At 71.9% G+C, this 21,515-nt stretch carries 22 protein-coding genes; 6 read left to right on the forward strand and 16 right to left on the reverse strand.

Features of this window, described 5'->3' with window-relative positions:
• Nucleotides 1–29: 29 nt before the first annotated feature.
• The 3 genes from J2S41_RS04105 to J2S41_RS04115 all read right to left on the reverse strand — a co-directional run bounded on the left by J2S41_RS04105 (nucleotide 30) and on the right by J2S41_RS04115 (nucleotide 2,590).
• Entirely contained in the window at nucleotides 30–1,085 is a 1,056-nt protein-coding gene (locus J2S41_RS04105; protein WP_310363247.1) for a MerR family transcriptional regulator, read from the reverse strand.
• 77 nt (nucleotides 1,086–1,162) lie between these two features.
• The gene (locus J2S41_RS04110) at nucleotides 1,163–2,089 is read right to left on the reverse strand and encodes a hypothetical protein (RefSeq protein WP_310363249.1); all 927 of its coding nucleotides are present in this window, start codon (nucleotides 2,087–2,089) and stop codon (nucleotides 1,163–1,165) included.
• 39 nt (nucleotides 2,090–2,128) lie between these two features.
• Nucleotides 2,129–2,590 carry an SRPBCC family protein gene (locus tag J2S41_RS04115; RefSeq protein WP_310363252.1) on the reverse strand — a complete coding sequence of 154 codons (462 nt, stop codon included), beginning with the start codon at nucleotides 2,588–2,590 and terminating at the stop codon, nucleotides 2,129–2,131.
• 90 nt (nucleotides 2,591–2,680) lie between these two features.
• On the opposite strand from J2S41_RS04115, the gene J2S41_RS04120 reads away from it, so the two are divergent.
• Complete coding sequence (locus J2S41_RS04120; protein ID WP_310363255.1) at nucleotides 2,681–3,667, forward strand: glycosyltransferase; 987 nt, start codon at nucleotides 2,681–2,683, stop codon at nucleotides 3,665–3,667.
• Between the two features lie 72 nt (nucleotides 3,668–3,739).
• Here the strand turns inward: J2S41_RS04120 and J2S41_RS04125 are convergent, their stop codons facing one another.
• The 10 genes from J2S41_RS04125 to J2S41_RS04175 form a co-directional block, all read right to left on the reverse strand.
• A complete protein-coding gene (locus J2S41_RS04125) occupies nucleotides 3,740–4,726 on the reverse strand; it encodes a helix-turn-helix transcriptional regulator (RefSeq protein ID WP_310363260.1) in 987 nt (328 codons plus the stop codon).
• Nucleotides 4,723–5,655: an SDR family NAD(P)-dependent oxidoreductase gene (locus J2S41_RS04130; RefSeq protein WP_310363262.1), complete on the reverse strand. Its 933-nt coding sequence runs from the start codon at nucleotides 5,653–5,655 to the stop codon at nucleotides 4,723–4,725. The genes J2S41_RS04125 and J2S41_RS04130 overlap by 4 nt, the downstream gene beginning before the upstream one ends.
• Nucleotides 5,656–5,764: 109 nt before the next feature.
• Nucleotides 5,765–6,412 carry a hypothetical protein gene (locus J2S41_RS04135; protein WP_310363264.1) on the reverse strand — a complete coding sequence of 216 codons (648 nt, stop codon included), beginning with the start codon at nucleotides 6,410–6,412 and terminating at the stop codon, nucleotides 5,765–5,767.
• Between the two features lie 66 nt (nucleotides 6,413–6,478).
• The gene (locus tag J2S41_RS04140; RefSeq protein WP_310363266.1) at nucleotides 6,479–7,081 is read right to left on the reverse strand and encodes a DUF4291 domain-containing protein; all 603 of its coding nucleotides are present in this window, start codon (nucleotides 7,079–7,081) and stop codon (nucleotides 6,479–6,481) included.
• A 49-nt stretch (nucleotides 7,082–7,130) separates the two neighbouring features.
• Complete coding sequence (locus tag J2S41_RS04145; RefSeq protein ID WP_310363267.1) at nucleotides 7,131–7,634, reverse strand: hypothetical protein; 504 nt, start codon at nucleotides 7,632–7,634, stop codon at nucleotides 7,131–7,133.
• 85 nt (nucleotides 7,635–7,719) lie between these two features.
• Nucleotides 7,720–8,403 carry a SanA/YdcF family protein gene (locus J2S41_RS04150; protein WP_310363269.1) on the reverse strand — a complete coding sequence of 228 codons (684 nt, stop codon included), beginning with the start codon at nucleotides 8,401–8,403 and terminating at the stop codon, nucleotides 7,720–7,722.
• Nucleotides 8,404–8,419: 16 nt separating this feature from the next.
• Nucleotides 8,420–9,583: a CehA/McbA family metallohydrolase gene (locus J2S41_RS04155; RefSeq protein WP_310363271.1), complete on the reverse strand. Its 1,164-nt coding sequence runs from the start codon at nucleotides 9,581–9,583 to the stop codon at nucleotides 8,420–8,422.
• A 69-nt stretch (nucleotides 9,584–9,652) separates the two neighbouring features.
• Complete coding sequence (locus tag J2S41_RS04160; RefSeq protein WP_310363273.1) at nucleotides 9,653–9,802, reverse strand: hypothetical protein; 150 nt, start codon at nucleotides 9,800–9,802, stop codon at nucleotides 9,653–9,655.
• A gap of 340 nt (nucleotides 9,803–10,142) precedes the next feature.
• The gene (locus J2S41_RS04170) at nucleotides 10,143–11,078 is read right to left on the reverse strand and encodes a helix-turn-helix transcriptional regulator (protein ID WP_310363275.1); all 936 of its coding nucleotides are present in this window, start codon (nucleotides 11,076–11,078) and stop codon (nucleotides 10,143–10,145) included.
• Nucleotides 11,079–12,134: 1,056 nt separating this feature from the next.
• Nucleotides 12,135–12,986 carry a helix-turn-helix transcriptional regulator gene (locus J2S41_RS04175; RefSeq protein ID WP_310363277.1) on the reverse strand — a complete coding sequence of 284 codons (852 nt, stop codon included), beginning with the start codon at nucleotides 12,984–12,986 and terminating at the stop codon, nucleotides 12,135–12,137.
• 161 nt (nucleotides 12,987–13,147) lie between these two features.
• On the opposite strand from J2S41_RS04175, the gene J2S41_RS04180 reads away from it, so the two are divergent.
• The gene (locus tag J2S41_RS04180) at nucleotides 13,148–14,095 is read left to right on the forward strand and encodes an SDR family oxidoreductase (RefSeq protein ID WP_310363279.1); all 948 of its coding nucleotides are present in this window, start codon (nucleotides 13,148–13,150) and stop codon (nucleotides 14,093–14,095) included.
• 23 nt (nucleotides 14,096–14,118) lie between these two features.
• Entirely contained in the window at nucleotides 14,119–15,414 is a 1,296-nt protein-coding gene (locus J2S41_RS04185) for an MFS transporter (protein ID WP_310363281.1), read from the forward strand.
• A 168-nt stretch (nucleotides 15,415–15,582) separates the two neighbouring features.
• Here the strand turns inward: J2S41_RS04185 and J2S41_RS04190 are convergent, their stop codons facing one another.
• Nucleotides 15,583–15,711, reverse strand: a complete 129-nt coding sequence (locus J2S41_RS04190) for a hypothetical protein (protein WP_310363284.1) — start codon at nucleotides 15,709–15,711, stop codon at nucleotides 15,583–15,585.
• An 85-nt stretch (nucleotides 15,712–15,796) separates the two neighbouring features.
• Here J2S41_RS04190 and J2S41_RS04195 point away from each other — a divergent pair, with 85 nt between their 5' ends.
• Nucleotides 15,797–16,363, forward strand: a complete 567-nt coding sequence (locus J2S41_RS04195; RefSeq protein ID WP_310363286.1) for an ArsR/SmtB family transcription factor — start codon at nucleotides 15,797–15,799, stop codon at nucleotides 16,361–16,363.
• A gap of 35 nt (nucleotides 16,364–16,398) precedes the next feature.
• Nucleotides 16,399–17,604, forward strand: coding sequence for an MFS transporter (locus J2S41_RS04200; RefSeq protein ID WP_310376271.1), 1,206 nt, complete (start codon nucleotides 16,399–16,401; stop codon nucleotides 17,602–17,604).
• A 216-nt stretch (nucleotides 17,605–17,820) separates the two neighbouring features.
• Here J2S41_RS04200 and J2S41_RS04205 read toward each other — a convergent pair whose 3' ends face one another.
• Nucleotides 17,821–18,336, reverse strand: a complete 516-nt coding sequence (locus tag J2S41_RS04205) for a 2'-5' RNA ligase family protein (RefSeq protein WP_310376272.1) — start codon at nucleotides 18,334–18,336, stop codon at nucleotides 17,821–17,823.
• A 170-nt stretch (nucleotides 18,337–18,506) separates the two neighbouring features.
• Between J2S41_RS04205 and J2S41_RS04210 the strand changes: the two genes are divergently transcribed.
• Nucleotides 18,507–19,634, forward strand: coding sequence for a PASTA domain-containing protein (locus tag J2S41_RS04210; RefSeq protein ID WP_310363288.1), 1,128 nt, complete (start codon nucleotides 18,507–18,509; stop codon nucleotides 19,632–19,634).
• Nucleotides 19,635–19,636: 2 nt separating this feature from the next.
• Here J2S41_RS04210 and J2S41_RS04215 read toward each other — a convergent pair whose 3' ends face one another.
• Entirely contained in the window at nucleotides 19,637–21,307 is a 1,671-nt protein-coding gene (locus J2S41_RS04215) for a RecQ family ATP-dependent DNA helicase (RefSeq protein ID WP_374728244.1), read from the reverse strand.
• Nucleotides 21,308–21,515 lie beyond the last annotated feature (208 nt).

The following is a 21,515-nucleotide window of genomic DNA, read 5'->3' on the forward strand; positions in this document are numbered from 1 at the left end:
CACGGGACGCCGACCGCACATGTGGACCGTCAGACCGCGACCACGTCCGCGACCACGCACGCGATGTTGTCCGGGGCGCCGCTGTCGTAGGCGAGCGCGATCAGCCGGTCCACCGTGTCGGCCGGGCTCACCGTGTCGCGGAGCGTCGACTCCAGCGCGGCCGGATCGACGACCGCGGACAGGCCGTCGGAACAGAGCAGGTACCGGTCGCCCGGCTCGGCGGTGTGCAGCGAGAGATCCGCGGTGGCGTCGTGGCCGAGCGCGCGGACCAGCAGCGCGCGCTCCGGGTGGGACCGCGCCTCCTCCGGCGTCAGGCGGCCCTCGTCGACCAGCGTCTGTACGTACGTGTGGTCGGTGGTGATCCGGAACAGCGCGTCCTCCCTGAGCAGATAGGCCCGGGAGTCTCCGATGTGGACCAGCGCGAGCTGCGAGCCGGACCAGAGCAGCGCGGTCAGCGTGGTGAGCGACTGCGGGTCGTCGGCGGACCGGATGGCCGAGTCGGCGGACCCGATCGCCTCGGACAGCGCGTTGAGCAGCGCTCCGGCCGGCAGATCCGCGTCCTCCAGCGGCCGCAGCGCCTCGATCGCGGTCGCGCTGGCGCGCCGGCCGAGCGGGCCGCGCATGCCGTCGGCCACGGCCAGCAGGCGCGATCCGGCGTAGACGGCGTCCTCGTTGGTGTCCCGGCCACGCCCGGTGTCCGTGCGGGCGGCGTACCGGATGCCGAGCTCGATGTGCTGGTCTGACATGGGGGAGCCCCTTCCCGACAGGTAGTCGACGAGGAAGGTGGCGAGCCGCTCCCGGGCCTGTGCCTCCGCGGCGATCCGGTCCCGGAACGCGGCCACGGCGTGCGCGGCCTCGTCCGGCGGCAGCGCGCAGACGTCGCGGATGCGGGCCAGCGGCATGCCGAGCCGGCGCAGCCAGGCGACCAGGCGGGCGCGTTCCAACTGCGCGGGATCGTAGAGCCGGTAGCCGGACGACGGGTCCACGGCCGCGGGCGGCAGCAGACCGAGGTCGTCGTAGAGCCGCAGCGCCTTGGGTGACAGCCGGGACAGCCGGGCGAACGCCCCGATGGTCAGCAGGCCCACGCGCGACTCACCTCCTCCTCGTGCCGGTCACCGTGACCGGCACGAGGAGAAGCGTCGGGCTTTCCCAAGGGTGAAGGTCAAGCCTTCATCAGGTCGTCGCAGTCGTGCTCGTCCGGCAGCAGCGGGCGCAACTGGACCGTGTACCGCTTGCCGCCGGACGTCCACGGCGTGATCGCGGTGGCGTCCTTAGCCGCGGTGAACACGTCCTTCGCGGCCTGGCCGGTGGCGGCGACGCAGCCCATGTCCAGGCCCTCGCCGAGCGACGTGCCGGGCAGCGCGGGGCCGGGCCAGGCCACCTCGGTCTGCGCGGGGTCGCCCTCGGCCTGCTGCCACGGCATGGCCACGCCGGCGATCTCGGCGGGCTGGTACTCGTCCGGCTCCTTGACGCGACCGGGGCCGAGCGTGGACTCCAGGTCCTGCAGCGCGGTGATCAGCTCGGAGAGCAGGCGGCGGTCACGGACCTGATCCGCGGTGAGGCCGCTGTCCGCGCCGGTCGCCTCGGCCAGCGCGTACGCCTCGGTGGTCTGCACGCCCTGCTCGGTCAGCAGCGTGAAGCGGGTGGTCTGCGCGTCCGCGACCGGCGGCTGGCCGAGGTTCACGCCGTTCTGCACGCCGGCGGACCGGGCGCGCTCGACGAGCTTGTCGACGTCCGCGGCCTCGAGCTGGTGGACCCGCAGGTTCGGCAGCGCGGGGCCCGGGTACTGCTTCGTGGTGGGACCCTCGGTGATCACGCGGCCGTCCGCGTAGACGCTGATCATCGGGAGCCGGGTGGCGAGCATGGCCGGCGTGACGTAACCGCCGGTGTAGTCGACCCGCAGCACCAGCGTGGTGCCGGTGATCTCCGGGAGGTCGCCGGTCGGCGCGACGGCGTTCGCGGTGGCGGAGGCGGAGCCGGCGGCACCCTGAGCGGCGCTGTTCGTGTTCGCACAGGCGCCGGTGAGCAGGAGGGTGGCGGCCGCGGCGGTCCCGATGAGGGCGCGCGCGGGACGGGTGAGTGTCGGCATGACCTGTATGACGAACGGAACGGGGTCCGGGTTCCGCCGTTATTGATGGGTTTTCTGGTGGATCGCCTTCTGCCGGGCCGCCACGTCCGACAGCCGGCGCAGCGACTCCCGGTTGCGCTGGTGCAGGACCAGGTCGTTCAGCCGGTTGTGCGCCCACTTGAACGGGCCGGCCACCGGCTCCTCCTCGAAGGTGATGCGCGTCGCAGTCTCCCCCTGCGGCACGAGCGTCATGGTCACGCTGGCCTCGCCGACCGGCCAGATGCCGACGCGCAGCTTCAGCCGCCGGCCGGGCTCGCACTCCAGCACCCGCGAGCCGTCGTGCAGCGAGAACGGCCACGGGCCGGCCTTGTGGTAGAGGCGGGACCCGGGCGCCGGCCAGTTCTCGTCCACGTCCCGGATGTGCACGGTGCCGACCACCCAGTCGCTGTACGTCCAGCCGTCCGCGAGGGCGGCCCACACCTGCTCCGGGGACGCCGGGATCACCTGCTCGACCTTCGCCATGCCCGTCGTATACCCGCGCGCGGGCCAGGGTAACGACGGGTTCCGGTAAGCCGCCACGAAAGATCCCGTTAAACGCAAATAATTGCCCTTATGCGCATTGCGATGGTTGCCGCCGAGGTGGAGACCGGCGAGCTCTCGGCCGCGCTCGCGCGACTCGGGCACGACGTGCGTGAGTACGACGCCGCCGGCCGGCGCGCCGGTGAGCGGCTCGCCGCGGCCTGGGCGGACGGCTGGGCGCCCGAGGTGGTGCACGCGCACGGGTGGGCGGCCGGCGTCGCCGCGCTCGCGGCCGGCGCCTCCCCGCTGGTGCAGTCGTTCCACGGCGTGGGCGGGCCGGGACCGGACGAGCGCCGCACGTACGAGCGGCTGCTCTGCCGCGTCGCGGACCGGATCGTGGCCGGGTCCACGGACGAGGCGGGCGAGCTGTTGCGACTCGGTGTGCCGCGCGGCCGGATCACGGTGATCCCGCCGGGTGTGGACTGCGAGCTGTTCACGCCGGCCGGTGACGCGGTGCCGCGGGAGCGCCCGCGCGTGGTCGCGGTCGCGGACGGCCGCGCCTGGCCGGAGGAGTTCATCCGCGCGATGCGCCTGGTGCCGGGCGCGGAGGCGGTGATCCTGGGCGGCGGGCCGGACCTGGCCGAGCTCGCCGCGCGCTGCCGCGTCGCGGATCGGGTGGTGACGCACGGCGCGGTGCCGCCCGCCGGGCGTCCGGCCTGGTACCGCTCCGCGGACCTGGCGGTCTGCGCGCCCTGGCGGGACCCGTCCGGCAGCGCGGCGATCGAGGCGATGGCGTGCGGCGTACCGGTGGTGGGCACCGCGACCGGGCTGGTCCGCGACGCGGTGATCGACGGGCTGACCGGCGAGCTGGTGCCGCCGCGCGACCCGCGTGCGCTCGGCATGGCGATCCGCGCGCTGCTCGCCGACCCGGTGCGCCGCTACACGGCCGCCACCGCGGCGCTGGACCGGGCCCGTCAGGTCTACCCGTGGGCGCGCGTCGCCGACCGTACCGCCGCGGTCTGTCTGGAGGCCTGCGGGCAGGCCGTGCCGATCGCGGCGGACGAGCTGACGCTGTCCTGAGATGATTGTCCGCTGCCGGCGGGGGCCGGGGCGGCAGCAGGGGCATGCACCGGTCGCGTGGTGCAAGGGCGATCAGCGGGCGCGTGCCCGCTGCGGGGTGGTGCCGGACCACTGGCGGAACGCGCGGTAGAACGAGCTGGGCTCGTCGTACCCGAGGAGGAACGCGATCTCCGGGATGGACACGTCCGGGCGGTTGAGGTACGTGCGGGCGAGCGCGTGCCGGGTGGTGTCCAGCACGGCCTGGAACGTGGTGCGCTCCGCGGCCAGGCGGCGTTGCAGCGTGCGGCCGCTCAGCGCCAGCCGCCGGGCGACGCCCGCGGTGGTGCCCTCCCCGGCCGGCAGCAGCTCCACCAGCGCGGCGCGGACCCGCTCGGCCATGGACTCCGCGCGCTCCAGGTCGGCCAGCCGGCGGCGCAGGTCCGGCTCGAAGACGCGCCACATCTCCGCGTTCGCCGTGAGGAACGGGCGGCGCGCGTCGTGCGCGGCGAACACCACCACGGGCTCGGCGGCCCGGCCGAGCGGCACGCCCAGGTAGTCCCGCCAGGACGCCGCGACCGTGCCGCCCGGCGGGTCCGGCACGGCGATCCGGGCCGGTACGACGCGGGCGCGGGTGGCCAGGCGGGCGATCGCCACCCACAGCGCCAGCTCGTAGACGACCAGCCCCGGCGGCGGTGGCGGATCCGGCGGCCACCCCATGGTCAGGTGCAGCTCGTCGCCCGGCCCGATGAGCAGGCGCTGCGGGCCGAGCAGGCGCTTGTGCACGGCGATCCGCTCCGCCGCCCGCCGCAGGTGCGGACTGCACAGCGCCGCGAACAGCGGCGGCTGGAACGTCTCGGTGCTGGTCCGCTCCACCACCCGGATGCCCAGCTCCGGATCGCCGGAGAGCTCCTCCATCGCGGTCCAGCAGCGGTAGAACTGCTCCGGCGTGAGCGTCACCGGCCCGTGCAGGAACAGGTCCTCGGGCAGTCCCGCCGCGCGCAGCACTGGACCGGCCGGGATGTCGTGGTCCGCGAACGTCGCCGTGATCGACGACGTGAGCGTGAACCCGGTCGTGCTCACGGGCGCGCGACCGGCCGGCTGCCGCCCAGCGCGCGCGCCACGTCCACGTCCAGGCCGGTGAGTCCGCGGGAGACCTCCCACAGCGCGCGGATCGCCCGGTCGCTGCCCGGCCGGATCAGCCGGCGGCGCACCGGCGGGCCGCTGATCGCCCAGCGTGGCCCGTACATGGTGCCGCCCTCCGCGCGCGGATCGGTCGCGGCCCGCATCTGACTCAGCGCGCCGCGCTGCGCCGACATGCCGAACCAGCGCGCCATCGAGAACAGGATCGCACCCCGCACCCCGGCCGCCGTGGCCCGGTCCATCAGGTCCGAGCGCGCGAACCCCGGATGCGCGGTCAGCGCCCGGGCGGACAGCCCGGCGTCCCGGAACCGCCGGTCCAGCCCCTGCGCGAAGTGCCGGTTGGCGAGCTTCGAGTCGTCGTACGCGCGCCAGCCCCCGCGCGCGGGCGGCAGGGCGAGCGGCCGGCCGTTGTGCTGCGCGCTGCTGGTCAGCGTCACCACCCGGGCGTCCGGCGTGCGTACGATCGCCGGAAGCAGGTGCGCGGTGAGCGCCCAGTGCCCGAGGTGGTTCACGCCGAGGTGGATCTCGAAGCCGTCCACGGTGGTCGCCGCCGGCACCGCCATCACGCCCGCGTTGTTGATCAACAGGTCGATCCGCCGATGCCGGTCGAGGATCTCCCCGGCCGCGCTCTCCACCGACGCCAGCGACGCCAGCTCCAGCCCCACGATCTCCACCGACGCCCCCGGATGCGCCGCCCGGATCCGCTCCCGCGCGGCCACCGCCCGCCCCCGGTCCCGCGCCGCCATCACCACGTGCGCCCCCTTCCCGGCGAGCACGGTCGCGGTCACCAGCCCCAGTCCACCGCTGCCGCCGGTCACCACCGCCACCCGCCCGCGCTGCTCCGGAATCTCCGCCGTCGACCAGGACATTCGTGCCACCTCTCGGGACGATTCGTTTCGCGTCGAGATCGACGCTACGAATCGCGGAGGCGGCGCACAGTGGCCGATGACGCCGAGCTGGTGGCCGATCGCGCCAGGCTCAGGCGGGCGTGCCGATCGTCTTCTCCCAGCCGGGGGAGAAGGTGACGCCGTACTGGAGCGGGGGGACGTCGGCGTCGGGGTAGGTGATGCCGAGGTGGCGCCAGAAGTCGACGAAGACCCAGGAGTCGGTGAGGGCGTACTCGTCGTCCGGGTGGGCGCGGCGCTCGTCCTCACCGTCCAGGTCGTCCTCGGTGAGCGGGGTGAGGTAGTCGGTGATGTCGGCGGCACCCACGCCGAACAGGCCCGCGACCACGGCCGGGTCGGAGGTCCAGCGGTGTTCGGTGCCGGCCTCCTCCTCGAAGTAGTCCGGGCGGGAGGTGAAGCGGTCGCGTTCCCGGCCGGCCTCGAAGACCAGGTGGCTCCAGAAGTCGTCCTCGTAGGCGGAGACGCAGCTCGCCACGGTGCCGAGCCGGCCGCTGACCGCCCGGGCCAGCTCGACCGCGGCGTCCCCGCTGGTGCTGGGCCACATCACCACGGTCCAGCCGTCCAGTGGCTCGTACACGTCCGCCTGGTCGGCGATCTCGCCACCGCTCGCGGATCCGACGCGCGCCTCCACGCCGCGTTCCGCGGCGTACGCGACGACCAGCCGGGCGACCTCGCCGGCGTCGTCGTGCCGGAAGGCACCGAGCTCCTTGACACCGCTCACGGTTGGACCCCTCCGTCTCGACCTCGCCTCATCGTATGAGCCGTTTCATCACGACAAAGGGGGATTTCAGGGATTGGCTTTGATGGTTGCGGCCACGTCCGCGGGCAGCGGGTACGGCCGCTCGGGCGGCAGCGCGGCCCACGCCGCGGCGCGATCGGCGGCGGCCAGCGCGCGGACGTGCCGGGCGAGCGGCGTGATGTCCTCGATCGAGGTGATCCATTCGTCGACGTACCGGGCGGAGGCCGCGCCGGAGAGGCCGACCTGCAACGACCGGTGCGGCAGCGGACGCAGCGCCAGATCGCGCTCCGGGTCCCACTGCACGCGGACGTCGCCGCGCTTCACGGCGCGCGACCACTCGGCCCGACCGGCGTGCCGCTCGGGGTCGTAGTGGCTGAGGACGGCGGTGCGCAGCGCGTCCTCGAACGGCCGGCGGCGGATCGCGATCGCCAGCACGAACTCCTGACCCGGCTTGGTGGCCCAGCCGCAGCGGTACATCATCCAGCGGAAGGACGGCTTGATCCAGGTCATCCGGCCGGGCCGGAACGGTGGCACGAAGCGGCCGGCGGTCAGCGCGGGCAGGGCGATCTCCGGCGAGTAGGCCTGATAGACCGTGATCGTGGAGTCGGTGAAGACGGCGCGGACCTGCCGGGCGGGGACGGGATCGGACACCGGCCGATGATCGCCCGCCCGGCGGGGAGCGCGCGAGCCGATTTCCGGCTCAGTCGTTGAAGATCGCGGAGAGTTCGTCGCGGAAGCGGCGCTCGCCCTCGGTGACCACGTCGCCGCCGATGCCGAGGATGCCGCCGGACGGGGCGGCCGTCACGACCTGCTCGGCGATGGTGACGAGCCAGTGCGTGTAGGCGCCGGCCTGGCCCTCGTCGACCTTCTCGCGCAGCAGCGTGTGCGCCTGCCGCGCGCGGTCGAGCACGTCCGCGATGTACGCCTTCGGGTCGCTGGGCGTCAGGGCCGGCAGTTCCTCGCCCGCGTCCGGGTCGCCCACGCGGACGACCAGCTCCTTCGCGATCTCCGTGACCAGCCAGTTCCCGGACTCGCGCCCGGCGGCGATGCCCTCCAGGCCCGCCGCGTTCTCCTGCAGCGTGCGCTTGGAGCCGTCCGACTCGGCGGCCGACGCGGCCGTCAGCACCGCGTGCGGGAGGCCCACGAGCAGGCCCCACTCCTGGTCGGAGAACCCGAGCTGGCTGAATACCGGCTGCTCCGTCATGTGACACCTTTCGTGGTGGGGGAAGTCATGGAGGATCATGCCAGTCTTACCCCCGGGTCGTGCGCGGGAACCCCGGCGTGCGAGCTCAGGAGAGCGCGTCCGCCACGCCGGTCTCCACGCGGCCGAGGTGCACCGGGTCGCGGCCGGAGATCAGGTCCAGCACGGCCTTGACGTGCGCGAGGTGCTCGCGGGTCGACGCGTTGCGCCACACCATCGGCTGTACGCCGCGGACCGTCTCGTCGCCCACGCCGTCCGTGTCGATGCCGAGCTCGCGGCAGAGCGCGACGGACCGGGCGATGTGGAAGCTCTGCGTGACGACGATCGCCCGGTCCACCCCGAAGATCCGCTTGGCGCGGAAGCACGAGTCGTACGTGTCGAAGCCCGCGTAGTCGCGCACCACGTGCTCGGCCGGCACGCCGTTGCGGACCAGCCAGGAGTACATCGCGGTGGGCTCGTCGTACCCCCGGCGGCCGTTGTCCCCGGAGACCAGGATGGCGCGGACCTTGCCGGTGGTGTAGAGCTGCCGGGCCGTCTCCAGCCGCCCGGCCAGGAACTCGCCGGGCTCGCCGGTCCGCAGCACCTGCGTGCCGAGGACCAGCGCGACCGGCGCGGCCGGGACCGCCTCGATCGAGTAGAGGTGGCCCTCGGCCCGCGCGTGGATCCAGGACTCGCTGGCGACCACGGTGGCGACGGCGGTGATGCCGCCGAGGATCGCGGTCAGCGCCACGCGCCGCCAGCTGAGCAGCTGGCGAAACGATGGAAGTTTCACCGTTCCCAGTATGGCATCACGTCGAAAGCCAGAACGGGCTCGCGTACGCCACGCCGTAGTTGTTGGCCGCGTGCCCGCTCGGCCCCGGGCTCGCGTTCGCCCGCGCCGGGTCGGCCACGCGCAGCACCACCCAGTCGCCGTCCGCCGCGTCCAGCCGGACCGTGAACGTGGTGACGCCGCCGGCCGCCGCGTCGACCACGTCGGCGACCACGGGCGCGCGCGTGCCGGGCCGCAGCACCTGGATCTGCAGCGGCAGGCCCACCCAGTCCGGGCCCCGGTCCAGGTCGACCGCGAACGTGACGTCGCCGGACGAGATCGGCAGCGTGCCGCCCATCCGGACGCCGTTGGCGGTGACGTCCACCCGCAGGCCGGACTCGCGGGTGGCGAAGAACCGCCGCGCGCGCATCGCGGACCGCACCTCGGCCCGCGTGTTCTCGGTCACCCAGAGGCCGGTGCGGCCCTTGCCCTCCGGGTAGCCCCAGTCGGTGCCGTGCTCGTCGGAGACGCCGGACAGCCCGGTGCGCCAGCCCGCGTTGAGGCACGCGTTCAGCGGCGAGCTCTGCCCGCTGGACCAGCCGTCGAACAGGTAGTCGTCGGTGCGGTTGAAGATCTCCATGGAGACCAGGTGGTCGCGCGCGCCGGCGTCGAAGGCGAAGTCGCCGAAGCGGCCGACCTCCCGGCCCGGGTGGTTGAAGCTGGCCAGGCCGCCCGCGGCCTCGATCCAGTCGTAGAGGCGGCCCATCCCGGTCGCACCGCCCAGGTCCACGTAGTCGGCCGTGAACCAGACGTTGACGTGCCCGAGCAGCGGGTTCGACCACTCGAAGCCGCGGATCGCGGTGTACGCACCCGGATCGTCGGCCGCGTCCGCGAGCGCGCCCACCCGGTTCCACTCGCTGCGGGACAGGCCCTCGATCGAGAAGAGCGTGGTGTGGTCGGTGATGGCCGCGACGTCCAGCCCGGCCGAGCGCATCGACGCGAACGCGAGCGCGGGATCGCCGTCCCCGTCGGACAGCAGCGTGTGGTTGTGCAGGTCGGCGTGGACCAGGGTGGTCCCCTGGGTGATCATCGAGGCGCGGCCGGCTCCGGCGCTCGCGGCCTTGGCGGCACGGGCCGGGACCGGCGGCGCGGCGGCGAGCAGCAGGACCCCGCCCGCGCCGGCCAGCAGCGTACGGCGAGTCACATGGTGGTGTGCGGTCACCGGATCAGTCCAGCGCAGCGCGGCCAACGCATCAAGACATGCAGATGTACGTCAGCCGACGAACAGGCCGGGTGCGCGGTCCCGCCACGGCGCCGTCTCCTCCGACTGCGCGGCCACCCGGAGCGGCAGGTCCTCCCGGCCGGACCCGGCGGCGACCTGCACGCCGATCGGCAGGCCGGCGCAGCCAGCCGCGGTCGTCATGGGATTTCTAGATCGAGTTTCGCCGAACGTTTCGGTGACACCGTTGCGACGGTAATGGTTCGGCAATCCCGGTGTGAGGAAACATCTCAATGAATGAGTAGCCGGTTCGACACCATGATGCGGATGCTTCAGGTCGGCGACCCGCTAGCCGACACCGTGATTCGAGAGGCTGCCCACGCCGAGCCACCGTGATCGTGCGGGCCATCCTCGTTCTACACCACGCCGAAACCAACCGCTACGCCGGATGAAAAAGGCTCAATGATGTGGATAAGGCTGTCGAACGTCATGCCGTTCACCTTGTTGCGTCCGGATGGGCGACCTGGAAAGTGGCCAGCGTCTATTATTCGCTTGTGCCGGGGTCATCCCACTCGGGAAATATGTACCGGCTTTCGTCCTGCGGTGATGACTGTGGAAAGACTTGCGTGCCAATAACGGACAGGAGGTGCAATCGGTCGTGACTTTCGCTGCAGGGTGTGGCGGTGTAAACGAGGAGTGAGTGGTTCTGCCTCGGGTCGATCAGCTGCTGGCAACACAACTCCAACGCGCCGACCTGCGGGTGCGCGAAATATATGATGTCGTTCTGCTGAACGCTGCGCTCGTGACTGTTCCAGAGTTTTCTGAACTCTGGGCTCCGGGCAAAGAGCAGGTTCGCAAGGCGCGCCGCACGGGATCCGGAACCGCGCAGGGCGGCAACCGTCCGCGCTCGCGACACGAGCAGCCGGGCCAAGTATGTATGGTCGTCTTGTCGGTAGCGTTGCCGGGCTTCCGGATCGGTGAACCAACGATAGGCAAGGCTACGAGCGAAGCCGGTGTAGGAGGTCGTATCCCCGGTGAGGGCGGCGCCGAGCACGTTCTGGCGCAGCGTCATACCGATTTCGTTTACTATTTCTGCCGGGGTGTCGCTGAGGCGGTCGAACACGTGTAGAAGGCCGGGACGGATATGATCATCGGCCTCTCCTCTAGCGGGCGGGTTGTGGCCGGTAAGAACGAACAAATGATCGCGCTCGTCAAGAGTGAGATGAAGTCCCTGCGCGATAGCGGCGACCATCCGTACGGACGGCTGAGATCCACGCTGCCGTTCGAGTCGTGCGTAGTAGACGGTTGACATGTGACTCAACGACGCCACCTCCTCCCGCCGCAGTCCTCTGGCTCTGCGTCTATCTCCACGAGGAAGGCCCACGTCTTCGGGTTGCAACGCCTCGCGGTGGCGCCGGAGGAAGTCCGCAAGTCCGGTCCTGTCGATCACTATTGCGTTTCCTTTCCGGTACGGAATCATTGTGGCCGCCGGCGTGCCAGCGTCGCCACGGACTGTCGATCCCCCTTACGCGGTGTCGCCGCGAGACCCGAGCCGGTGGCGTGGTGATGTCGGGTCTGCCAGCCCGACGGAACTGGTTCCCTGCTTGGCTCGGCATTTACATGCTTCGATGAATGGGCAGCGTCCCTCCTGCGGTGGCTGCCTCCGCCGGGTCGAGCGTCGCTGAAGGGGATCGGCTTACCGCAGTTCGGGCCGGGCGTGGCCGCGCATTCTCGTAAGCACCAGTGGCCGACAAGGGAGTAGCACCATGGCACGCGTCCAGAGATCGGCCGGCCGCGGGCCGCCCCGCAGCAACGGTGAATCCGCATGCTTTCGCGTCGCGGCTTGCTAGTCGGCACCCCCGAGACGGCGGCACCGCTCGCGCTGATGGCCGCCACCGATCCGGACGCCCAGGGCGGCCGGTTCTACGGTGCGAGCGAGCCCGGTGGTCTGGGCGGCGCACCCGCCGAGCGTCAGCTCTACCGCCCTCTGCGCCCGGTGGACGACGCCGGGAAGTGCGGACGTCGAGTGCGCGAAGTTGAGGCGGGCGCCCAGGTCGGCCCGTCCCGGCGCGAATCTACTCGCCGCCCAACCCGGGCGGCGCGGCGCTGCCGGTATTCATACGTTTGCGGGCGGCTTCGTCGCCGGCGGGGGGTGGTGATCAGTGGGATGGGTTGAACTCGGCCATCGCCGCATCCGTGCCGGCGGTGGTCGTTCACCCCGATTTCCGCCGGAGCATCCTTTCCTGGCCGGCCTGACTGGCAACTGGGCTGTGCTCAACCGGATTGCCGCAGGCGGCGATCGCCACGGCTGGTATCCGAGCGGATGGCAATAGGCGGCGGCTGTTCAGGCGGTCGTGCAGTCCTTCGTATCCCCGCCGCGGTCGACCGGGCGGCAGGTGGAGCTCGGACGGATCGGGAGCGGGCGCTATCGCGCGGCCGTCCCCGGCCGGCTTTACCGTGCAGGCTCGGCCCGGAAGCGCCATGCAGCTCAGTGAAACGGGGCGAACGCGGTCGGCCGACGGTGCGTACCGGCAGATCAATGCAGATCAGTAGAAACGCTCTGAGCGTTGTTCGCCCACAGGCGCTTGAGCTTCCGGTAGCTTTCGCTTCCCGGGACGGCGGTGTAGATGAGCAGCACATGGGACTGCTCATGATCGTGCAGTGTCTGGCAATCGAACTCCAGCAGGCCGACCTCCGGATGCACGTAGCGCTTGACCTCGTGCGGACCGATCCCGACGTCATGCTGATTCCACAGCGCCGCGAACTCCGGGCTTTCGGCGAGCAGCAGGTTGGCGAGGCCGGCGGCCTTTGAACCGGGCCCGCGGACGGTGGTCAACCGGCGCGCTCCGGAGACGAAAACGCGGGACATGCGGCCGTGGTCGTCGGGGTGATAAAGCTCCCGGGTGGCCGGGTCGGTGAACCAGCGATAGGGCAGGCTACGAGCGGGCCCGGAGTATCGGGTGAGGTCGCCGGTCAGCGCGACGGCAAGCGGGGTCTGCCGCAGCGTCTCGCCGAGTTCGGTGACGATCTCGCCAGGGCTGTCGGTGAGCCGGTCGAAGATGCGCAGCAAACCTGGACTGATGTGCTCGCTGGTCGCATCCCGAGCCGGCGGGTGATGGCCGGCGAGCCGAAACAGATGGTCGCGTTCGTCAAGGGACAAGTGCAGTCCTTGGGCGACGGCGGCTATCAAGCGTTCGGACGGCATCGGGCCGCGCTCCTGCTCGATCCGGCTGTAGTAGTCGGTGGAGAGGTGACAGAGGGCTGCGACCTCCTCGCGGCGGAGACCGGTGGTCCGGCGGCGCGGCCCGCGGGGCAAACCGACGTCCTCGGGTTGCAGTGACTCCCGCCGACGGCGCAGGAACTGGGCGAGGCCGGCTCGATCGATCACATGACCGTTATAACAACCCCGTCAGGCGGCATCCAGGGCCTCCCAATCCCCCTTTCCCAGGGCCCTCGGCCGGATCGACGAGCCAAGGACTCGCAGGCCCTGGATGTGCTTTCGGCTGTGCACCAATCTCGATCCCAGCCGAGAGAATATGGAGCACCACGATGGCCCGCACGAAGATCGACATTTCCCTTCCCGACCTCACCGGCAAACGGGTCGTAATCACCGGTGCGAGCGACGGGATGGGCCTGGTCATGGCCACCCGGCTGGCCGCGGCCGGCGCCGAACTGATTTTGCCGGTACGCAACGCTGCCAAGGGCGACCGGGCAATCGGACGGATCCGGCATGACCACCCGCGAGCGAAGATTTCCCTGCGCGCCCTCGACCTGTCGTCCCTCGCCTCGATCGCGGCCTTCGGCGACACCTTGCGCCGGGAGGGCAACCCGGTTCACGTGCTGATCAACAACGCCGGTGTCATGCGACCGCCGAACCGGCAGACCACGGCCGACGGTTTCGAGGTGCAGTTCGGCACCAACCACCTGGGCCATTTCGCCCTCGTCGGGCACCTGCTGCCGCTGCTGAGCGCAGGCCGCGCCCGAGTCACCTCCCAGCTCAGCGTGTCCGCCCGCTGGGGCAGGGTCAACTGGGACGACCTCAACTGGGAACGTTCCTACAACGTCATGCGCGCCTACAGCCAGTCTAAGATCGCGTTCGGGCTGTTCGGCCTCGAGTTGCAGCGGCGCAGCGAGGCATACGGCTGGGGCATCACCAGCAACCTGTCCCACCCCGGCGTAGCCCCCACCAGCCTGTTGGCCGCCCGCCCCGAGCTCGGCCGCAGTAGCAGCGTTCCGCAATACCGGCTGATCCAGGGACTGTCGTCACGCGGCATTCTGCTCGGCACCGTTGAGACCGCCGGGCTGCCGGCGCTGATGGCCGCGACCGACCCCACCGCCAAGTCCGGCGTGCTCTACGGGCCCAGCGGTCCGGGCAACCTCGGCGGCCGGCCGGCCGAACAGCGGATGTATCCGCCGCTGCGCAGCGACGCGGAGGCCGCACGCGTCTGGGAGGTTTCCGAGCAGCTCACCGGCGCCCCGTTCCTGACCGCCGCATGAGCCGGCCCCGTAGTCCCTGGTGGGTGGTCGTCGGCGGGGGCGTGGCCGCCGCCTTCGGCCCTCAGATGTATCTGGCCTCGCTCGGCCTGTTCGTGGATCCGATCTCCGCGGAGACCGGATTCAGCCGCACAACCGTCACCGCGGCCGCCTCCGTCGCCGCGGTGGGGATGGCGATCGGTCTGCTGCTGGTGGCGCGGATCGCGGATCGCTTCGCCGCGCGGTACCTGCTCGTGCCGGGGTTCGTGCTGTTCGCTGTTTCGATGGCGCTGATCGGTCTGACGCCGTCGAGCCCGGCGGTCTACCTCGTCCCGTGCTTCTTCGTGGGACTCTTCGGCGCCGCCACGATGGTGCCCGCCTCCCGAGCCGTGGTGAGCTGGTTCGACAACAACCGCGCCCTGGCCGTCGGGGTGGTGACCGGATTCATCGGTCTGGGCGCTGCCCTGGCCCCGATGCTGGCCGGGGCCCTCATCGACAGCCTCGGCTGGCGCCTCGCGTACGCCTGCATGGCGATGATCTCGATCGTGGTGCCGGTCACGATGGTCACCTTGTTCGTCCGGGCCCGCGCGGAACGGCACGTCCGTGGGCGCCTGGTGCAGGAGGCGCGGGTCGAAGGCCGCGATGTCAGCCTGGAATTGCCCGGCCTGACGTTCGCCGCGGCAGTTCGCACCCGGCAGTTCTGGGGCATCGCGGTCGGGCTGGGTCTGGTCGGTGTGGTGGTTACCGGACTGCAGGTACACCTCGTGCCGATGATGACCGACCGCGGACTGAGCGACGACCAAGCCGCCTCCCTGCTCGTCATCTTCGGCTTGGCGTCACTCGTCGGACGGGTGGCCGGCGGTTTCGTCATCGACCGTGTTCACGGCGCCGTCGTCGGGCCCATCGTGATGCTCGCCCCCATCGTAGGCCTGTTCTTCCTGGATCTGCCGTTCGCCGGCGCCGCCACCGCGGTCGCCTTCATCGGCGTCGCGTTCGGCATCGAGGGCGACCTGCTCGCCGTGCTCATCACCCGCTATCTCGGCATGCGCAGCTTCGGCCGGCTCGTCGGTTCGGTGCAGGCCGCATTCATCCTCGGCTCCGCTTGCGGGCCGTTGCTGCTCGGGCTGGGCTACGACTCGCTCGGTTCCTACGATCCCGTCATGCCGGTGCTGATGGCCATCCTCGCGATCGGTGCGGTCCTCATCGCGACCCTGGGCCCGTACGTGTATCCGGCCGTCGCCGGCTTCGACCGGCTCGCCGCCCGTGACGAACTGGCCGCCTCCGCGATCCTAAGCGACGTGGCCGCCAGCCGACCCGCCCGGATCCACCAATCCTCCGCCTGAGATTCAAGGAAGGAGTTCGCCATGTTCCGCATATGACCATCCCCTGTGTGGACCGATCACCGTCGCCGATCCCCACCTGTCCGACGACGCCGCGGCGCTGCCCGCGGTGTCGCCGCGGTGGTGCTCGCAACGCCCGGCAGCAGCGGGAACAACACGGATCGGCGCCGACTACGCTCGCCGCCCAGGGCTTTGGCGGCCGTCGCGTTCGAGTTCCGGCGCCTGCGGCACGAGTTCGTCGCGAAGGTCGCAGTCGCGCAGGCCCGTGGCGTCGTGGTTCGCGTACTCGTGCACCTGCACGGCGACAGCGTGGCGGCTCCCGGGCGTATCGGCCGATTCTAAAGAAGTGTTGCTAAAGATAGCTTTCTAGAGCATGCTTTAGGGTATGTCCGAGGGAGAGCTCCACCTCAACGATCCGCGTGCGTTGCGGGCCTACGCCCACCCGCTGCGCCTGAGCCTGGTCGGGCTGCTGCGCCGCAACGGGCCGATGACCGCCACCCAGTGCGCGGCCGAGCTCGGGGAGAACGTGCCGAACTGCTCGTTCCACCTGCGCCAGCTCGCCAAGTACGGCGTGGTCGAGCGCGTGCCCGGCGCGGACGCGCGGGAGCGGCCGTGGCGTGCCACCGCCACCATGACGTCCTGGTCCGACGACTCCGACGACCCGGAGATGCGCGCCGCCGCCGACCAGCTCAACGCCGCGATCCTGGCGCAGTACGTGCGGCGTGCCGAGGCCTACCTGGCGGTCCGCGACACCGAGCCGGTGGAGTGGCGGCAAGCGGCCGGGTTCGGCGACACGATGATCTACGTGACCGCGGAGGAGCTGGCCGACGTGGTCGCGCGGGTGGAGGAGGTGCTGGCGCCCTACACCGACGGCGCCGCCCGGGCCGAGGGCTCGCGGCGCGTCACCATGGTGCAGCTCGCCATCCCGACGCCGGAGACGGGTGCGCCGTGACGCTGCTCGCCCCGCGCACGCTGCTGCGCGACCGGATGTTCCGGCGCTACTGGTCGGCGCACGTGGTGTCGCTGACCGGGGAGCAGATCACGCTGCTCGCGCTGCCGCTGCTGGCCGTGCTCACGGTCGGCGCCGGCCCGGCCGAGATGGGCTATCTGACCGCGGCCTCGCTGCTGCCGACGCTGTTCTTCTCGCTGGTCGCGGGCGCCTGGGTGGACCGCCGCCCGATCAAGCGCCGGGTCATGATCGTCACGGACCTGGGCCGGGCCGCGCTGCTGGTGATCGTGCCGGTGCTCGCGTTCGCCGGCGTGCTGGAGCTGTGGCACCTCTACGTGATCGCCTTCGTCACCGGCACGCTCACCGTGTTCTTCGACGTCGCCAACAGCAGCCTGTTCGCCTCCGTGGTCCGCCGGGAGGACTACATCCGGGCGAACTCGCTGGTCAACGGCGCCCGCGCGGCCGCGTCCGTGGCCGGTCCCAGCGCCGGCGGCCTGCTCGTCCAGATCCTCACCGCGCCGGTCGCGCTGATCGCGGACGCGCTGTCGTACGTCGGCTCCGCGCTGCTGCTGGCCCGCATCCGCCCGGACGAGCGCGCGGCCGTCGCCGAGGCGGAGGACCAGAGCATCCTCGGCGGCCTGCGCTACATCGCCCGCTCCGTGGTGCTGCGCTCGCTGCTGGCCGGCGTCACCGTGCTCAACCTCTTCAACTACATCTTCTCCGCGCTGTTCATCCTGTACGCCACCACCGAACTCGGCCTCTCCCCGGGCCAGCTCGGCGTGCTGCTCGGCCTGGCCTCCGTCGGCACGCTGATCGGCGCCGCGATCACCGGCCCGCTCACCACCCGGTTCGGCGTCGGCCCGGTCGCGGTCGCCGGCTACATCCTGTTCCCGCTGCCCCTGGTCCTGGTCCCGCTCGCCGCCGGCGGCGAACCCGTCATCATGGCCATGCTCTTCGCCGCGGAGTTCCTCAGCGGCGTCGGTGTGATGCTGCTCGACATCGCGGTCAACTCCCTACAGACCGCCGCCGCCCCACTCTCCCGCCTCTCCTTGATCAGCGGCGCCCGCCGCACGATCAACTACGGCATCCGCCCGATCGGCGCGGTGCTGGGCGGCATCCTGGGCGAGACGATCGGCGTCCGCCCCGCTCTCTGGATCGCCACGGTCGGCGCGGTCACCGGCGTGCTCTTCGTCCTCAACTCCCCGATTCCCCGCATGCGGGACCTGCCGGAACAGCAGGAGTGACGCGAAGGTGGTCGCGTGCCGCGGGCACCGGAACGCGACCACCTCCGGCGGCCGAACCCCAACCCCGATTTTCCCGCTCCCGGCGTGGTCCCGACCCGCATGCTCCCGCGGGCAAACCTCGCGCCGGCTCCGCCGCCGCTGCGCCGTCGCATCGGAGCCGGTTCCGCTGTCGGTCCCGGAGAGCCGCGACCGCTGATGCAGCGGCGGGCGGATCGGTCAGGGGAGTGGGTGGTGGATGTCGTTGGCGTGGTCGGCCACGGCGGCGCCGGTGACCGTGGCGTGGAGGGGGAGGACCTCGATGCAGCGGCGTACCGCGTGCGACATCTGGGTGTTCGGGACGCGCATGGAGATGGTGCAGTGCGGGACCCAGCGGCCCGGGCGGTAGTGGTCCCACACCTCGACGCCGGCGGCGGCCAGTCGCTCGTGCACGGTGCGATGGTGGGCCAGCAGTTCCTCGGTGGGGGTGATGCCCAGCCACAGGACGCGGCCGACGAACTGGCCGGAGAAGTCCATGCTCAGCGTCAGGCCGGCGCCGACGCGCAGGCCGTCCAGCGCGGCCTCGACGGCGCGTGGGTCCAGACGGTGGGCGGCGGCGAGGGACACGTGCGGGCGGTGCCGATTACCGAGCAGACCCGCCATCGTGGGTACGCCCTCGGCCTCCAGCGACCGCCACAGCGTCTTGATCCGCCGGGTGGCGTCGACGTCCAGGTAGAGCTCGATCGCGGCAACCACGCGGGACACGGTAGACGATCATCGGCCGGCGGCTGATCCGATATCGCGCCGCCGGGGAAACGGTGGGGTGAAAGTGGCCATTTGTCCGATCGGGAGGCCGTTGCCCCGGCGCGTCACCGCCGTTAGTGACGGCAACCAGCATCGACGAGGCCGCAGTGGGCGGAGGTCCCGTGACACAGTCGACCACACCCGGAGAAGACGCACGATCAGACGAGGCCGGAGCGGAGACGGTCACGTTACCGCCCGCACCGGAGCGGACGCCGGCCGAGGCCGCCCGGCGTGGCGCCACGGAGCCGGCCCGGCGTGACGGCACCGAGGGCGAGCGGCGTGGCGGCGCGGAGGCGGGACCGGATGGTGAGGACGAGCCGGCGCAGCGGGTGCGGCTGCACACCCGGATTCTCCGCCGGTTCGAGGGACAGGTTCAGCTCCCCGGCGGGCTGGTGCTCAACGGCGCGGGGAAGGTCGGCCTGGTCTTCGTGCTGCTCTTCGCGGCCGTCGCGGGGACCGTGTTCGCGATGCGGTGGGAGCCGACCGCGAAGGTGCCCGCGCTGGTCGGATTGACCAGGGCGGACGCGGAGGCGCGGCTCGCGGACGCCGACCTCGTGGTCGGCGGCATCGAGTTCGAGGACTCGGCCGAGCCGCCCGGCACGGTGCTGCGGACCGACCCGCGGATCGGCACGAAGATGGCTCACGACTCCGGCGTGACGCTCGTGCTGGCCCGCGCGGCCGCGGGCCCGCAGGTGATCGTGCCGAGCCTGCCGCCCGGCACGCCGCAGCCGGGCTCCGCCGTCGCGCCGGGCGGCGACGTCAACGTCGTCGTCCCGGGCCCGGGGGCCCCGGTACCGGCTCCGCCGAACCCCGGCCCGAACGCGAACCCCGGCAATCCCGCGAACCCGAACAACCCCGGCCCGCCCCGCCCCGCACCCGGCGGAACGACGCAGCAGCCGCCGCCTCCGCCGCCGGCGACGGTGACGATGCTCGCGGGGGAGGCCGTGCCCGATCCGGACGCCGACAACTGCACCACCGGCTACCGGACGATCTTCAGGCAGACCGTGGCGATGTCCGGCCCCGGCCGGGTGACCCTCCGCTGGCTGCGCTCGGACGGCGCGCTCGGGCCGGTCGAGACCGTCGACTTCACCGCGGCCGGCACCAGGACGTTCGAGACCACGTGGCTGCGGACCGGCGCCCCCGGCGACACCCTCGGCGGCTGGCAACAGCTCGACGTGAGCGCGCCGAACGCCGCCCGCGGGGCCCAGCTCACGTTCACGCACACCTGCCCCGGGGAGAGCCCCGGCTGACCTCAGCCCGGCGTGAGCAGCGACCGCTTGGCCACGACCGTGACGGACAGGGTCTTGTACCCGACGGTGTCGAAGAGGACGGTCATCTTGTCCTCCTCGTAGCCGAGCACCATGCCGGTGCCCCACTCCTGGTGCCGGACCGTGCTGTGCACCGGGAACAGCTCGGCCGCGTCCGGAGTCGCGTCCGCCCCGGGGGAGGCCGGCGCGGGGGATACGGGCGCGTCGGCCGGGGGATTGAGGCAGTTGTCGCAGTGGCCGCAGGGGTCGGGGGCGTGCTCGCCGAAGTACGCGAGCAGGATCTGGCCACGGCAGGACCGGGTCTGGGCGAACGCGCGCATCATGTCGATCCGGGAGCGCTGCACGGTCTGCTGGCGCTCGGCCTCGGCGGCGGCGAGCTTGGCGGCCTCGGCCGCGGGCGGCGCGTAGTTCGGCGCGAGGACCTTGGTGGTGCCGATCGTGGCGACCGAGTCGACCTGCTCCAGCAGCGCGAGCAACTGGCCGAGCTTGCGGGTGCCGAGGCCGGTCTTCTCGCGCAGCTCCGCCTTGGTGTGCGCGCCGGTGCGCAGCACGGCCGCCAGCTCGCGCAGCTCCTTCTCGTCCACGGCGCCGCCGGTGAAGTACCGCTGGATGTTCTCGTCCTCGGCGCGCCATAGCAGCAGCGCGCGGGCGGGCGCCCCGTCCCGGCCGGCCCGGCCGATCTCCTGGAAGTAGCTGTCCGGCGAGTCCGGGAGCGCCACGTGCGCGACCCAGCGGATGTTCGGCTTGTCGATGCCCATGCCGAACGCGCTGGTCGCGACCATCACCTGCACCTTGTCCGCGAGGAACGCCTCGTGCCGCTCCTCGCGCGCGCCGGCCGCCATGCCGCCGTGGTAGAACTCGGCCTGGTAGCCGGCGTCGGTGAGCTTCTCCGCCAGCTCCTCGGCCGCGCGGCGGGTGGCGACGTAGACGATGCCGAGGCCCTCGTCCTCGTCGAGCAGCGCGGTCAGCCGCCGCCACCGGTACGCCTCGTCCGGGCAGTACGCCACCTCGAGGAACAGGTTCGGCCGGTCCAGCCCGGAGATCATCGGCTTGACGTCGCGCAGCCCGAGCCGCTTGATGATGTCGTCCCGCACCGGCGGTGACGCGGTCGCGGTGAGCGCCAGCACCGGCGGGCGGCCGATCGCGCGGATCAGGTGGCCGAGTGCCAGGAAGTCCGGCCGGAAGTCGGGGCCCCACGCGGAGATGCAGTGCGCCTCGTCCACCGCGACCAGCGCCGGGCGCAGCGCGCGGATCTCCACCTGCATCGGCTCGGAGGCGAGCTGCTCCGGCGTGGTGAACAGGAACCGGGCCGCGCCCGAACGGATCGCCTCCAGCGCCTCCGCCTTCTGGTTCGGCGTCTCGGCCGAGCTGATCCGCACCGCGCGCAGCGCCGGCGTGCCGTGCTCGTTGAGCGCCGCGATCTGGTCCTGCTGGAGCGCGAGCAGCGGGGAGACGACCACGGTCGGACCGGGCAGCAGCGTGCCGGGAACCTGGTAGAGCGCGGACTTGCCACCGCCGGTGGGCATGACGACCAGCGCGTCGCGCCGCTTCAGCACGGTCCGCATCGGCGCCAGTTGGCCGGGGCGCAGGGACCGCCAGCCGAAGTGTTTCTTCGCGGCGCGCTTGATGCGGGAGGAGAGCAGGGGCAGTGTGATCATGGCGCGGTCATTGTCCCCGTTCGGTCGGCCCGCGTCGATGCGGCGAAGGCGTGTGGTTCCTGATTTTCCCGCATATGAGAGGCGACAAACGCGGCCGGAGTCCCGCGCGCGGGCAGGGCCGCGCACGCCGCCTCCCAGGCCGCGGCCGTCATGTTCACCGCGACCCCGGCTTTCCTGAACCAACCCCGACCCCGGAGTTCTCCCC

Source organism: Catenuloplanes atrovinosus (assembly GCF_031458235.1).
Taxonomy (GTDB): Bacteria; Actinomycetota; Actinomycetes; order Mycobacteriales; family Micromonosporaceae; genus Catenuloplanes; species Catenuloplanes atrovinosus.